The 14,423-nt window shown below is 67.3% G+C and carries 13 protein-coding genes; 5 read left to right on the forward strand and 8 right to left on the reverse strand.

Annotated elements, in window-relative coordinates; all coding sequences use genetic code 11:
* Positions 1-18: 18 nt before the first annotated feature.
* The 3 genes from MXA07_RS01610 to MXA07_RS01620 all read right to left on the reverse strand — a co-directional run bounded on the left by MXA07_RS01610 (position 19) and on the right by MXA07_RS01620 (position 3,066).
* Complete coding sequence (locus MXA07_RS01610) at positions 19-1,308, reverse strand: TRAP transporter large permease (protein WP_247730306.1); 1,290 nt, start codon at positions 1,306-1,308, stop codon at positions 19-21.
* The gene (locus MXA07_RS01615; RefSeq protein WP_247730307.1) at positions 1,305-1,823 is read right to left on the reverse strand and encodes a TRAP transporter small permease; all 519 of its coding nucleotides are present in this window, start codon (positions 1,821-1,823) and stop codon (positions 1,305-1,307) included. The genes MXA07_RS01610 and MXA07_RS01615 overlap by 4 nt, the downstream gene beginning before the upstream one ends.
* A 130-nt stretch (positions 1,824-1,953) precedes the next feature.
* Complete coding sequence (locus MXA07_RS01620) at positions 1,954-3,066, reverse strand: substrate-binding domain-containing protein (protein WP_247730308.1); 1,113 nt, start codon at positions 3,064-3,066, stop codon at positions 1,954-1,956.
* 279 nt (positions 3,067-3,345) lie between these two features.
* Between MXA07_RS01620 and MXA07_RS01625 the strand changes: the two genes are divergently transcribed.
* On the forward strand, positions 3,346-4,047 hold the full coding sequence (locus tag MXA07_RS01625; RefSeq protein ID WP_247730309.1) for a 4-carboxy-4-hydroxy-2-oxoadipate aldolase/oxaloacetate decarboxylase: 702 nt from the start codon (positions 3,346-3,348) through the stop codon (positions 4,045-4,047).
* A 38-nt stretch (positions 4,048-4,085) separates the two neighbouring features.
* Here MXA07_RS01625 and MXA07_RS01630 read toward each other — a convergent pair whose 3' ends face one another.
* Positions 4,086-4,487, reverse strand: a complete 402-nt coding sequence (locus MXA07_RS01630; protein WP_247730310.1) for a cupin domain-containing protein — start codon at positions 4,485-4,487, stop codon at positions 4,086-4,088.
* A 238-nt stretch (positions 4,488-4,725) separates the two neighbouring features.
* Here MXA07_RS01630 and MXA07_RS01635 point away from each other — a divergent pair, with 238 nt between their 5' ends.
* Positions 4,726-5,514, forward strand: a complete 789-nt coding sequence (locus tag MXA07_RS01635; RefSeq protein WP_247730311.1) for an SDR family oxidoreductase — start codon at positions 4,726-4,728, stop codon at positions 5,512-5,514.
* A gap of 118 nt (positions 5,515-5,632) precedes the next feature.
* The gene (locus MXA07_RS01640) at positions 5,633-6,667 is read left to right on the forward strand and encodes a glutamate cyclase domain-containing protein (RefSeq protein WP_247730312.1); all 1,035 of its coding nucleotides are present in this window, start codon (positions 5,633-5,635) and stop codon (positions 6,665-6,667) included.
* 102 nt (positions 6,668-6,769) lie between these two features.
* On the opposite strand, the gene MXA07_RS01645 is transcribed toward MXA07_RS01640, so the two are convergent.
* From MXA07_RS01645 to MXA07_RS01660, 4 genes are all read right to left on the reverse strand, one after another.
* Entirely contained in the window at positions 6,770-7,975 is a 1,206-nt protein-coding gene (locus tag MXA07_RS01645; protein WP_247730313.1) for a CaiB/BaiF CoA transferase family protein, read from the reverse strand.
* Positions 7,976-8,490: 515 nt separating this feature from the next.
* Complete coding sequence (locus MXA07_RS01650) at positions 8,491-10,155, reverse strand: thiamine pyrophosphate-binding protein (protein WP_247730314.1); 1,665 nt, start codon at positions 10,153-10,155, stop codon at positions 8,491-8,493.
* Between the two features lie 374 nt (positions 10,156-10,529).
* Positions 10,530-11,012 (reverse strand): Lrp/AsnC family transcriptional regulator, encoded by a 483-nt coding sequence (locus MXA07_RS01655; RefSeq protein WP_247730315.1) that lies wholly within the window; start codon positions 11,010-11,012, stop codon positions 10,530-10,532.
* A 59-nt stretch (positions 11,013-11,071) separates the two neighbouring features.
* Entirely contained in the window at positions 11,072-12,448 is a 1,377-nt protein-coding gene (locus MXA07_RS01660) for an MmgE/PrpD family protein (protein WP_247730316.1), read from the reverse strand.
* A gap of 86 nt (positions 12,449-12,534) precedes the next feature.
* Between MXA07_RS01660 and MXA07_RS01665 the strand changes: the two genes are divergently transcribed.
* Both MXA07_RS01665 and MXA07_RS01670 read left to right on the forward strand, forming a co-directional pair.
* A complete protein-coding gene (locus tag MXA07_RS01665) occupies positions 12,535-13,050 on the forward strand; it encodes a MaoC family dehydratase (protein WP_247730317.1) in 516 nt (171 codons plus the stop codon).
* A gap of 193 nt (positions 13,051-13,243) precedes the next feature.
* Entirely contained in the window at positions 13,244-14,422 is a 1,179-nt protein-coding gene (locus MXA07_RS01670; protein WP_247730318.1) for an acyl-CoA dehydrogenase family protein, read from the forward strand.
* Position 14,423: the final 1 nt, after the last annotated feature.

Below are 14,423 nucleotides of genomic sequence, written 5' to 3' on the forward strand. Positions count from 1 at the left end.
GCCGCGCGGGAGTCGGGCTCAGTTGAAGCCGAAGTACTCGGGCAGGACGGTCGTGGTCTCGGGAACGAGGATCACGGTCACGATCGACGCGCTGATCAGGACGAAGAAGGGGACGATCCGCTTCGCGATGTCCCAGACCGGCACGTCCGAGACGCTCTGGGCGGCGAAGAGGCAGATGCCGACGGGCGGCGTGATCAGCCCGATGTTGATGCTCAGGATGAACACCATGCCGAACTGGTACTCGTGGATCCCCAGCGAGAGCGCGATGTCCGAGAGCGTCGGCGCGAGGATGATCGTCGCCGCGATGGTCTCGAGCCACGTACCGACGAACAGCATGATCGCGAACGTCAGCAGCAGGAAGGCGACGGGGCCGAGTCCCATGCCCTGGATGCCGGCCGCCAGCTGATCCGGGATCCCCTCGAACGCGATGAGCCACGACAGGATGCCGGAGAAGGCCACAATGATGTAGAGCTGGCCGGTTCGACTCACGGCCAGTTTCATCGACTCGTGGAGGCCGTCCACGCCGAGGTTTCGGTAGAGGAAGCCGATGCAGATCGCGTACACCGAGGCGACCGCAGCCGCTTCGGTCGGCGTGAAGTAGCCGAAGAGGATGCCGAGGAGGATGATCGCCGGCATCGTCAGCGCGACGAAGGTGTGAAACAGGATCCGCGGCGCTTCGGACCACTCGACGTCCGGATCGTGTTTCGGGAAGTCGTACCGGCGCGCCTGGGCGTAGACGACCAGCATCACGGCGACGCCGAGGAGGATCCCCGGGACGATCGCGGCGGCGAAGAGGCCGCCGACGGACGTCTCGGTCATCCCGCCGTAGATCACGATGATGATGCTCGGCGGGATGATCGGCCCGATCAGCGACGAGGCGGCGGTCAGGGCGGCGCTGTAATCGCGGTCGTAGCCCTCCTTCGCCATCGACGGGACGAAGATCGACCCGAGGGCGGCGACGTCGGCCACCGCGGCGCCGGTGATCCCGGCGAAGAGGAAACTCGTCCCGACGTTGGCCTGGGCGAGGCCGCCGCGCGCCCGGCCGAGCGTGAGGTTCGCGGTGCGGATGAGGTTCTCGGTGAGGCCCGATCGGTTCATCAGTTCCCCCGCGAGGAGGAAGAACGGGACGGCGAGCAGGATGAACTGGTCGATGCTGTTGAACGCCCGGGAGACCAGCACCGTCGGCGGCATCTCGATCAGCAACAGCCAGAGCAGGCCGACGAGACCGATCGAGAACGCCACCTCCATCCGGGAGAAGATGAGGGCGACGAGGATGACGCCCATGATCGCGGCCAGGACGAGGCTCATTCGGCCACCTCCTCGACCTTTTCCGCCCGCGAGACGCTGTCGATCGCCTCCCGGTCGACCGTGATCTCGAGGAACTTCGACAGGCTGTGCAGTGCGAGCAGGAGTCCGAAGATCGGCATGATCAGGTAGGGGTAGAACATCTCGATCCCGAGCGTCGGCGAGGTCTGGCCCAGCCCGCTGTTCAGCGCGTAGACGAGACCGTACTCGGTCACGAATACCGCGAGGACGAAGATCAGGCCGAGCTGGACGCTCCGGATGCGATACTGCCACTCGGTCGAGAGTTTCTCGAACAGGAGGTCGACGCCGAGGTGACTGTCCTCCATCAGGAGCTTGCCGACGACGAGCAGCGAGAGCCAGATCGCCAGGAATTGGGACAGTTCCTGGCTCCAGGCGTAGGTGAAGTCGAACAGGTACCGCGTCACCACGCGCATGAACACGATCGCGAGCAGCAGGTACATCATCGCGATCGCGCTGTACCACATCGCCGTCCCGACGACCCGGGTAACAGCGCGCATCCCCCGCTGTGCCGTCGTTAGCAGCCTGAATACGCTCTCACGAGAGTTGTCGTTCATTAGTCCAAGTTGCCGTTACTGTGTCGCCACACCATTTGAATCTTACTTCGCCGAAAAGTCCACCGACCCGAACTTACGCCTGGCCCGTCTCCTCGAGCGCCCAGTCGTACGCTTCGAGCAGGCTGTCCAGCAGGGCCGTGTCCGTCATTTCGTCGCGGATCACTTCTTCGACCGGCTCCTGGGTCTGCGATCGGAGTTCGTCGAGGGTCGACTCGTCGGGTTCGACGATCTCGACGCCCAGCTCGTTGCGGACCATCGGGATCTGGCGACTGCGGTTGAGCCGGTTGAGGTACCTGGCGTCCATCGCCGCCGAGAACGCCGCCTCCCTGATCAGGCTCTGGTAGGCCGCCGGCAGGCCGTTGAACCACTCCTCGTTCGTGTACGGCACCTGGATCATCGCCTGGTGATTGTCGAGGAAGATGTAGTCCTGGACCTCGTGGAGGTTGCCGAGCACGAACGTCGCGATCGGGTTCTTCTGGCCAGAGATCACGCCGGTGTCGAGCGCCTCGTAGAGTTCCGTCCAGGACATCACTTCCGAGGTGGCGCCGAGTTCCTCGGTGAGGGCCTGATGGGAGGGAGAGGCCATCGTCCGGAAGCTCATCCCCTCGAAGTCGGACGCCGAGGCGACGCGCGAGTTGGCGCTCCAGACCTGGAAGCCGCCGCCGTCGTAGACCGGCCCCATCAACATCGCGTTGGTGTTCTCCCGGAGGTTCCGATCGAACTCCTCCTGCCACTGGTTGTCGATGGCGTACAGGAGCGTCTCCATGTCGTCGAACGCGTAGGGGATCGTCCAGGCGATGACGTTCGGGTTGAACGGCGCGAACACCTGGCCGGTCGTGTTGTTGAACTCGATGACGCCGTCGAGGACCTGCTCCATCACCTCGGTCTCGTTACCCAACTCGCCGCCGGCCGCGATCTCGACGCTGAACTGCCCGTCGGTCGCGTTCTCCACGTAATTCTTGAAGCTAAGGGCGTACCGATGATCCCGGTTGAGCCCGGGCGGGGCCGGATGGGCGATCGTGGCCTCCATCGACTCGAGGTCGGAGAAATCCTCGCCAGCCGCAGCCCCCTCACCGCCGTCGTCACCGCCGAGGATTTCGGTACATCCCGCCGTGAGCGTTACCCCACCGACCGCAGCCGCGCCGGTAAGGAACCGCCGTCGTGTGCGAACCGTTGACTCAGGCATGCTACGTGCCTCCAAAGCAAGGCGGGGGATATAATACTATCGCCACCAATATTTTTGACTAATTATATCTATCTTAAATCAACGGAGTCGGAGGTGGCGTGTGGGTCGCGCACCTGTCGGAAGAAACCATCGGAGACAGTCGCCGGGCGGGCCAGGTGAGAAGTCGAGGTCCGTCGGGCCGCAACGCGAATCGGTGCGCTCCGGGATCGACCGAAGGACGTCCAGCGTTCCAGGGCCACGGTCGGCAGGTTTAATGGCACGACCGGGCATCGACAGGGTATGTCACCCACGATCACGGCGGAGATTCCGCGGCTAGCGTCGGCGACGCTCGATCGCCTCGCGTCGGTCAGCGCGGCGGTGGCGCACGAGGCGATGGACCAGACCGGTGCGATGGAGCCGCCGATGGCGCTTCGAACGGCCGGCGGGCCGATCTGCGGCCAGGCCATCACCGTCTCGCTGCCGCCCGGCGACAACCTGATGATCCACGTCGGTACCGAGTTCGCCGAGCCGGGTGACGTCCTCGTCATCGAGGCCCGCTCCCAGACCGCCGCGACCTGGGGCGAACTGGCGACGAAAAACGCGATGCGACGCGGCGTGGCCGGGGTCGTCACCGGCGGGAACGTGCGCGACGTCGCCGAGATTTCGGCGGCCGACTTCCCGGTGTTCGCGCCGGCGGTCTCCCACCACGGCGGGGCCAAGGACGAACTCGGATCGGTCAACGTCCCCGTCGTCGTCGGCGGCGTGTCGGTCGATCCCGGCGACGTCGTCGTCGGCGACGCCGACGGGGTCACCGTCGTGCCCCACGAACGGGCGAGCGAGGTCGCGGACGCCGCCGAATCGAAACGGCAGCGAGAGCGGGAGATCGACGACGCGATCGAATCCGGCACGCCGCTCCTCGAAGCCGCCGACCTGACCGAGACCGTCGAACGACTCGCCGCCGAGGCCGACGTCGACCTGCCGTCGCGACTCGCCGGCGAATAGCGCTCCCTCGACGAATACCCCGGACCCAGTCTCCCGACTCAGTCGACCCGGTCCTCGGGGACGTGTTTGATCTCGAGTTTGGCGCAGTCGGTCCGGGCCCGCGCCGAGTGGACGACGCCGGGACCGTGATAGTACGCGGCGCCGGGCGTCGCGTCGTACGTCTCGCCGTCGATTTCGACATCGACCTCGCCCTCGAGCAGGTACGAGAGCGATTCGTGATCGGGGTGGACGTGCGGCGGGTCGTAGGATCCCGCGTCGCGTTCGGCGTACAGCAGGAGCATCCGCTCGCCGCGCAATAGCGGCTTCGCTCGCGTGCTCCCCGGCGGTTCGACTCGCCACGTGAGAGGTTGCAGCGGCGGATCGTCGCGGTGGACCAAGTCCGTCGGCTCGTAGTCGGCGTAGTACTTCTCGAGCAGGTCGTCCAGGGTCAGTTCGTCCATGCACACCCTGGCGCGAGTCGGGGAATAAGCGTTTCGTACGGAACATCGAGGCGCTCGCCCGGATCAGGCCTCGGGCACAGAACGCGGTCGCCGACGCCGATCCGCGGCCCCGGTCCGGAACAGGGGCGCCGACGCCCGTTCCGCTGCGCCGGCCACCGCCCGGTCGCCGGTTCGCCGTACCGACCGCCGCTTGCTCGCTCGGCAGAACGATTATGGGCCGGGCTGGTGCTGTTCAGCCATGGATCTGGAACTCGAAGGATCGGTCGCACTGGTCGCCGTGTCGAGCCGCGGACTGGGGAAGGCGACGGCGCGGGCGCTGGCCCGAGAGGGCGCAGGCGTCGTCGTCAACGGGCGGACCGAAGCGACGATCGACGAAACGGTCGCGGAGCTCGCGGACGTCGGTCCCGGCCGCGTCGTCGGCGTTCCGGCCGATCTCACGGTCGCCGAGGACGTCGATCGGCTCGTCGACGAGACCGTGGAGGCGTTCGGGCGACTCGACCACCTGATCACGAACGCCGGCGGTCCGGCGAGTGCGCCCGTGCGCCGGACCACCGAGGCCGACTGGATCGGAGCCTACGAGCTGCTCGTACTGAGCGCGGTTCGGCTCGTGTGGGCCGCCGCCGAGCACCTCGAACGCGACGGCGGCACCATCACGATGATCGCCTCGCGAGCCGTCGAAGAGGCCGTCCCGAACAATCCGCTGTCGAATTCGGTCCGAATGGGCGTCGTCGGACTCGGGAAGACGCTCTCGATGGAACTGGCGCCGGCGGTCCGGACGAACGCCGTGTTGCCCGGCGCCCACGCGACGGACCGCATTCGCGAACTGGCCGAACAGAAGATCGAGCGCGGCGAGATCGACACCGTGCAGGACGACATCGACGAGCGAACCGAGGCGATTCCCCTCGACCGGCTCGGCGATCCGATCGAACTCGGGAACGCGATCGCCTTCCTCTGCTCGCCCCGGGCCGGGTTCGTCAACGGCGAGACGATCACCGTCGACGGGGGTCGGACGCGGGCGACGCTCTGAGCGACACGCCGACTCGCGGCGCCGGCGCGTCGAACCGCCACGGTGCTCGACGCGCCTGCAACGCGACGGCCCACGGACCGGGACAACGTTTATCGTCCGAGGTGGGAAATCGAGTGGCATGGCATTCGACGACAGCGCCAGCGGCGAGATCATCGACCAGGTGATCGGCATCGAAGCCCGTCCGAACGGCCTGCCGACGGTCCACCCGTTGTACGAGGCCGCCCGCGAGCTCGGCGACGAGGCGATGACGTACTCGGCCGCGACGGCGCTGCTCGACGCGGTCGAGCCCGGCGACACCGTCCTCATCACCTACGGGGCGAACGTCCCGCCGTGGTATCCGCGGGGCGAGACTGACGGGCCGTACGGGGCGGCCGCGCTGGCCCGAACGCTGGCGCTGACAGCCGGCGTCCGTCCGGTGATCGCGACCGAGGAACGGAACGCGGACGCGATGAAACCCGTCCTCCGGTCGATCGGCCTCGACGCCGTCTCGGTCGAAACGCTCTACGAACGCAACCACGCGGCGGCGGTGGTTCCATACACCGAGGACGCCGACGAGGCGGAATCGGAGGCGGCGGCCGTCCTCGACCGCCACGATCCGCAGGCGCTCGTCGCCGTCGAGAAGCTGGGGCCCACCCGCGACGGCACGGTCCGGTCCCTGATCGGCGCGGATCGCTCGGCGAACCACGCCAAGCTGGGGCCGCTGTTCGACCGGGCTCGCGAGGAGGGACGCCTGACGGTCGGGTTCGGCGACGGCGGGAACGAGATCGGGATGGCGAAGATCCGCGACGCCGTCGTCGAGCACATCCCCGCCGGCGAGGAGATCTGTACGCGCATCGAGACGGACGAGTTGATCGTCGGCGGGTCGTCGAACCTCGGCGCGTACGGCGTCGCCGCGATGATCGCCGTCCTCGAACGCGACCCGGACGCGTTCCACACCCCCGCAGACGAACGCCGGATGCTCGACGCGGGGATGACGGCGGGAATCGCGGACGGACTCACGACGCGACCGACGGCCACCGTGGACGGCATGAACCGGGACTCGCTGGAGGGCATCGTCGCCGTTCTCAACAACATCATCGAGAACCGGACCTCGGAAATCAACCGCGAGGTTCGGGAGTACGGCGACATCGACGAACCGGTCGAGGACGCCTGAACGAGGACGTGCCTGCGTCAGAAATCGTATCACGCACCGGACGGGCACCGGCATCGCGTCTGCGGGATCAGATCACCCGGACAACGACAGTTCGGACCACGGCTACTCTTCCTCGTGTTCGCGGAGAACACCCGATTCGACGAACGCGTCGATCTCCGCGTCGTCGTAGCCGACCGCCTGTAGCACCTCCCGCGAGTGTTCGCCGAGTCGCGGCGGATGGGCGTCGATCGACTGCTCGGCGTTCTCGTACTTGACGGGGAAGCCGAGCGTGTCGACCTCGCCGACGTCCGGGTGCGTCATCGTTCGGCGCATCTCTCTGGCCTGGACCTGCTCGTCATCGAAGACGGAGAGCGTGTCGTTGATCGGCGCCGCGGGGACGCCCGCCTCCCGCAAGTCGTCGATGAGCGACTCGAGCGAGCGGGACTCGATCGTCGCGGCGACCGCCTCGAAACAGGCATCGTTGTTCTCGATCCGATCGTCGAGCGTCTCGAACCGGTCGTCCTCGCGGAGGTCGGTCGCCCCGACCACGTCGCAGAATCGCCGCCAGTGTCTGTCCGTGACGATCGAGAGGTGGAGCTCGCCGTCGGCGGCCTCGAAGACCCCTTCCGGCGCGAAGTAGTTGTGCCGGCGGCCGAAGGGCGGGTACGGTTCCGCCGTCGCCAGGCTGTAGGTCGCGCGAGTGCTGAGGCCGGCGACGCTCGCGTCGAGCAGCGAGACGTCGACGAAGTCGCCCTCGCCGGTGTCGCGTCGGTGGAGGAGGGCGAGCAAGATCCCCTGCACGGCGTAGAGCGAGGCGTAGATGTCGTTGAACGGCATGCCCGAGCGCATCGGCCGCGTCTCTTCCGTCCGCGTCATCGACATCGCTCCGCTCAGCGCCTGGACGGTGGTGTCGACGCCGTTGTACCCGCTGTAGGGCCCCGTGTGGCCGAACGCGGAGATCGAACAGTAGATGAGGTCGTCGTTGCGCTCTCGGAGGGAATCGTCATCCAGGTCGTAGCGCTCGGCGAAGGCCGGCGGGAAGTTGAGCAGCACGACGTCCGCCGCCTCGACGAGGTCGAGGAAGGCGTCCCGGCCGTCCTCGCTCGTCACGTCCATCGCGAGACTCCGCTTGTTCCGGTTCGGGGTCAGGTAGTAGAAGCTCTCGCCGCCGAGGTCCGGTTCGATCCCGCGCGAGAGTTCGCCGCCGGACGGCCGCTCGATTTTGACCACGTCCGCGCCGAGGTCGCCGAGCATCTGCCCGGCGTACGGGCCGGCGACCATCGTCGTTAACTCGAGGACGGACAGCCCGTCCAGTGGCTTCGGAGGCATACAGTCGAGCCTCCGGTGGGCTCCACATAAGTATTCGCACTCCGGATAGTCCCGCCGCTCGGGTGCGAGGCGTCGAGTACGCTCGGCCCGGCAATACGCCGGCGTGGTTCCCGGCGTTCGATCGTGTCACGCGGGAACCTGGGATGGCATACCACGACGTGGGAACTCGGCACTCAGCCAGAGGAAATAACGTCCTTAGGGCGTTATTACAGGTGACCGGACGGTGAGATGTGGAGATTTTGCAGTACCGAGCTACAGAGCCACAGATCATGTCCGCTGGGCGTCCATTGAGGCCCGTGGGCGGCTGTCGCAGCTCGTCTCCACGAGCGAAGCACGCTCGACCGCAGTGACGGCGGGCGGCCCCGACGAACGGTCGGGGGACGACCGACGCAGTCGACGGTGGACCACGAGACCGGGAACGCGGCGGTACGCCGCGATCGCGGCGAACGGACGCACCGAGGGACAACGCCGGTACGTCGGTCGTCTCACTTCGAGCCGGGCGGGCGGGACGGCCGTTAGATCTTGCTCCGGTGGCGGACGTGGTGATTGACGGTACATTCGACGACGCGCGGGCCGTCCGGCGGCGTGGCGAAGACGTCGGCGAGGTCGCGCACGTCGTCGATCGACGTCGCCGAATGCGCATCGGCGCCGAACGCCTCGGCGACGTCTTTGAAGGAGGGCGAGGGGATCCGCGAGACCTCGGGTTCGTCGCCGCGCGCGACGAGGGTGTGGTACTCTGAGCTGAGCGTGCTGTCGTCCATGACGATGACCGTGACGTCGACGTCGTGGCGGACCGCGGTTTCGAGTTCCTGGATCGACATCATGGTGCCGCCGTCGCCGGCGATGACGAACGACTGCTCGTCCGCGGTGCCGACGGCCGTCCCGAGGCCGATGGGGAGTCCGAGGCCGATCGAGGCGAAATCGGCCGTGAAGTGGAACTTCGAGGGCGGCGCGGAGATTCCGTCGGCGACCCAGCGCGCGAAGTGGCCCGCGTCGATCGTGATCTGGCGGTCCGCGGGCAGCACCTCGTCGAGCGTGCGCACCAGCTCCCTCGGATCCATCGCGTCGGGCCGTTCCGGGAACTCGCGGTCGTTCATCGGGTCGAAGGTCGCGGCCCGCTCCCGGAGGTCATCGGTCCACAGCTCGCCCTCGCGGTCGATGCCGATCTCCTCGAGCGCCTCGATCAGTCGGTTCACGGTGCGTTTGGCGTCGCCCTGAATCCCGAGGTCGATATCGGCGTGTTCGCCGATGACGCCCGGATCGCTGTCGACGTGGATGACTTCCGTCTCGTCGCCGAAGACGTGACCCTTGTCGATCGTGTAGGGATTCAGCGACGCCCCGATCGCGACGAGCAGTTTGCTCTCGTTGGCGTGCGTGTTCGCCAGGTCGCTGCCCCACTTGCCGGTGAATCCCAGGTAGTACGGGTGATCGTCGAAGTAGTCCTTGGCCTGCAGCGAGGTGACCAGCAGCGCGCTCATCCGCTCGGCGAGGTCGTAGATCGCCTCCTTGGCGTCGGCCCGGACGGCCCCGCGACCGGCCAGAATCACCGGCGGCGTGAACGCGTCCGACTCGACGTACATGTCGACGGCCTCTTCGATGCGCTCCGGGGCGGGGTCGAGACGGGCGTCCGGCGCTCCGGTCGCGGCTCCGCGCGCCTCGACGGTCCGCTCCGCTTCCGTTTCGGGCAACTGCCCGTCGAGGACGTCCCAGGCGATCTGCAGCGCGAGGGGCCCGTCGCCGATCTTCACCCGTCGAATCGCCTCGCGCACCTTCGGGACGAGCGCCTCCGGCGATCGGACCGAAATCACGTCGCCGATCGTCGAGGTGAGGTAGCCCTCCTGGTCGAAGGCCTTGATATCGTAGGCGGCCGACCCCATCGGCTCGGGCACCATCACGAGGACGTTCGAGCCCTTCTTTCGGGCGGTCACCATCGCCGTCCCGGCCTGGGCGATCGCCGGCCCCCGGCCGACGAGGCTGACGCCGAACGAGTCGGTGGCGCGTGCGTACCCGTCCGACATCGCGATGGCCCCTTGCTCGTGTCGGCTCTTGTAGAGGCGGATGTCCGCGTCACCCTCGGCGATCTCGGACATCATGCTCATGTTGTCCTCGGACATATACGTGAATAGATTGTCGACGCCCTCGGCTTGCAGAATCTCGATTACTTTGTCGTGTCCGTGCATGCTCGTGGGAAAGAACGCTCGCTCAATCCATATACAACTATCGCTCAGGGCGATGATTCGCCGGTCGAGACGGTACTCCGTCCGATCGACGGACGCGGACGACCGCTCGCGCTCGGTCGCCGGGCCCGTCGAAGCGGTTGGCTCGTCGGTCCGTATGGCTCGTCTCCGATGGGGAATCCGTCTCCGATCGAGAATTCGACGGTCACGACCGAGTGCGCGACGATCGATCGCGCCATCCCCGCGGTGAGACGGTCGGGTCGGCGAGTCGACGGTGAGCGGCCGGTCGATGCGCCGGCGAGTGTCGTTCGACGGCCGGAGCGGGTTGGCACTCGGACCGACGGTGAGTCGGTCGACGCAGCTGCCCGTTTCGCGACTCAGCTCTCGGACGTCGGGAAGTACTTGCGCATGTCCGTCTCGCGGCGGGTTTCGAGGAAGAAGTCGACTGACTCGACGCCCTCGATCGCCCGCACGGCGTCGGTGCTCTCCTCGACGTCGGCGAGCGATTCGGCCAGTCGGACGGCGTAGATGTCGACCGACCCGACGCCGGAGCTGATGAACCAGTAGGGCAGTTCGCTCAGGGTCTCCTTGACGGACGCTTTCGCGTCGGGCGCATCGTCGACCGTGATCGAGAGGCGCAGCACGTGCCAGTCGTGGACGTTCGGATCGAGCATGAAGAACGTCGAGGTGGACTCGAACAGGTTCTGCACCCGGTATCGGATCCCCTCGCCGCTCATCTCGTGGCCCCGGCGTTCGAGTCGCTCGGAGATGTCCGAGTACGGCGTCCGCGGATCTTCGGAGAGGATCCCGAGGATGATGCGATCGATCTCGTCCAGCCCGTCCGTCGGTGGATTCGCCATACCGACCGGTCGGTCGGCACGGACCTAAGGGTTCTGTCGTCGGTCCCCGGCCAGCCGGCTCAGCCGTCGCCCGCGATCGGCGCGAGCAGTTCCTCGGTGTCGAACGATTCGATCGACCGGATGCGAGCGCGAAGCGTTTCACCGGCGCTCTCGCCGACGACGGGCGTGACGAGCCGGTCGTACTTCGCCTCGACGTCGTCCCAGGACAGCGGCGTCTCGGGATCGCCCTTCGCGTCGAGGACTCGCTTCGACACCGTGGAGTCGGTCGTCTCGATCTCGACCTCGATCGCCCACTGGTCGGGGTACAGGTCGTCGGCCCAGTCGGCGGCCGACGACTCGGTCGCGGCCACGAGCCGCTTCTCCTCCGCGGTGAACTCGCCGTCGATCGCGTCGAAGAGGGTATCGACCGTCACCTCGCCCCGGGTGATCGCGAGCATGGTGACGAACGGGAGGCTGAACTGGCCGTCGACGACCGTCTCGGGGATCGGTTTGGACGGGTTCCCGACGAGCAGTTCGCCCGAGGAGGAGAGTTCGACGCGGACGGCGGTCACGTCGGCCGGCTGGAGGTCGTGTTCGGTGACCAGCCCGACCACGCCGTCGATCAGCGGGTGGAGGAATCGACAGACGGGATACGGTTTCAGGCCCGTCCGGTCGATCTCGAACGACTCCCCGAGGCCGTCGCGGGCCCGTTCGGGCCGCGGATCGTCGGAGTACGCCTGCAGGAAGCCGCGCGAGCCCTCGATGGGGTTGGTCGTCGCGCGAAAGCCGTTCCGGGCGAATCGCGTCGCCAGGTAGCCCGAGTGTGCGGCCAGGCCCGGGTGGAGCCGCTTGTTCCAGGAGCCGTCCTCGAGGAACTGCAACGAGCCCGCGGCCTGACTGCCGGCGATCCCGAAGGCCCGCCCGATCGTCTCCGCGGAGCCGTCCAGCAGCATCCCGGCGGCCGCGGCCGCGCCGAAGACGCCGCACGTACTCGTCGCGTGGAACCCCTTCGCGTAGTGGGCCTCCGAGTTGAGCGCCATCCCGAGTCGCGCCGTGACCTCGTAGCCGCCGACGAACGCCGTCAGGAGGTCCGTCCCGCTGGCGTTCGTCTCCTCCGCGGCGGCGAGCGTGGCTCCCAGCACGGGCGCGGCGGCGTGGACCGACCCCGCCCGGTGGGTCTCGTCGAAGTCGAGGCTGTGGGCCAGCGCGGCGTTCGCGAGCGCGCCGTAGTCGGGCGTCACCCGGTCGCCGGTCGCGAGGACGGTGGTCGAGCCGCCCTCGCCGTTCAACTCGCGCACCGTCTCCATGACCGTGGGCGTCGACTTCGCCCGGCGCCCGCCGATCGCGAGTCCCATCGTGTCGAGCAGGACGCGCTTGGCCTGGACGGCCGTCTCGGCCGGCAGGTCCGCCGCCGTCAGCGACGCGCAGTACGCGGCTAACTGGTCCGTGATGTCCATAGCGATCCCTTCGCAGCCAGCGGGTAAGCACTTTCGGCGGTTCGCCGCATCACAATCTTCAAGCCGGTCCTCGCCCGTGTGAGCGTATGGTTCGCAAAACCCGCGAGGTCGGGGAGAACCGATACCGCGAGGAGTACGGCCGATTCTACGACGAGTTCGAGATCGGCGACGTCTACGAGCACCGTCCCAACCGGACGATCACGGCCGTCGACAACTACTGGTTCACCCTCCTGACGATGAACACGCACCCGCTGCACTTCGACAACGAGTACGCGTCGGGGACGGAGTGGGGCCAGGAGCTGGTCAACTCCGCGCTGACGCTCTCGACCGTGCTCGGCATGACCGTCAGCGACGTCTCCTACCAGGCCGTCGCCAACCTCGGCTGGGAGGAGGTCCGCATGACGAACCCGGTCTTTCACGGCGACACGCTCTCGGCCGAATCCGAGGTCGTCTCGAAGCGCGAGAGCGAGTCGCGACCCGGCCAGGGCATCGTGAAGACGGAGACGACCGGCTTCAACCAGCACGGCGACGTCGTGATCGAATTTACCCGCTCGGTGCTCGTTCCCACCCGCGAACACGCCGAGTCGACGGACGACGAGTGAGTTCGGCCGGCCGGTGGCCCCACCGGAATTCGGCCGACATCGGTTCCGGTCGCCGGGTGCTAGTCGAGCCCGTCGGACCCGGTTCGGCGGCCCGTCGGAAGGCCCGGGAGCGAATCGGACACCAGTCGACCGCCGGCGGCCCGGCCGGGTGGTGGACGCAATGTTTATGGGTGCTACCTCCGAGGTGGAGGATATGCTCGAGTTCAGTGGAGAGCAACAGCTCATCCAGTCGGAGATACAGAAGCTCTGTGCGTCCTACGAGGACGAGTACTGGCAGGCCAAAGACCGCGACGCCGAGTACCCGGAGGAGTTCGTCGAGGACCTCGCCGAGCACGGCTGGCTCGGCACCATCATCCCCGAGGCGTACGGCGGGACCGGCTACGATACGCTCGAGGCGGCGCTGATCCTCGAGGAGATCGCCGCCAGCGGCGCCGGCTTCAGCGGCTCGATGGCCTGTCACGGCGCCATGTTCGTCCCGCGGTCGATCCTGAACTACGGCTCCGAGGAGATGAAGGAGACCTACCTGCCGAAGCTGGCTTCCGGCGAGAAGTACCTCCAGTGCTTCGGCCTCACCGAGCCCGACGCCGGCTACGAGTCGACGGCGATCACCACCAACGCCGAGAAGGACGGCGATCGGTACCTCATTAACGGGCAGAAGACCTGGTGCTCTCGCTTTTACGCCTCCGACTACATGGTCCTCGTCGCGCGAACGACCCCGATCGACGAGGTCGAGAAGAAGACCGAGGGGCTCACCCTCTTCCTCGTCGACATCGAGGACGCGCTCGACCAGGGCGCGGTCGACACCCAGAAGATCGAAAAGAGCATTCGACGTGCGGTTCCCTCCTACGAGATCTGGTTCGAGGACCTCGAAGTGCCCGAAGCAAACGTCATCGGGGAGGTCGACGACGGCTTCTACCAGGTGATGGACGGCCTCAACGAGGAGCGCGTCGTCATCGCGGCCGAAGCGGTCGGGCTCGCCCGCGTCGCGATCGAGCGCGCGGTCCAGTACGCCAACGAGCGCGAGGTGTTCGACCGGCCCATCGGTGCCAACCAGGCGATCCAGCACCCGCTGGCCGACGCCCACGCCCGGACGACGAGCGCGCGCAACCTGGTCTACCAGGCCGCACGCGCTTTCAAGGACGGCCGCGACGTCGGCGAGGCGGCCAACATCGCCGTCTACATGGCCCGCGAGGCCGCGTCGAAGGCGGCCGACCACGCCGTCCAGACCCACGGCGGCTACGGCGTCGCGACCGAGTACGACGTCGAGCGCTACTACCGCGAGGCTCGCCTCGCCCACATCGCGCCGATCTCCGACGAGATGATCAAGAACTACATCGGGGAGCACGTCCTCGACCTGCCGAGGTCCTACTGAG

This window comes from Halovivax limisalsi (genome assembly GCF_023093535.1).
Taxonomy (GTDB): Archaea; Halobacteriota; Halobacteria; order Halobacteriales; family Natrialbaceae; genus Halovivax; species Halovivax limisalsi.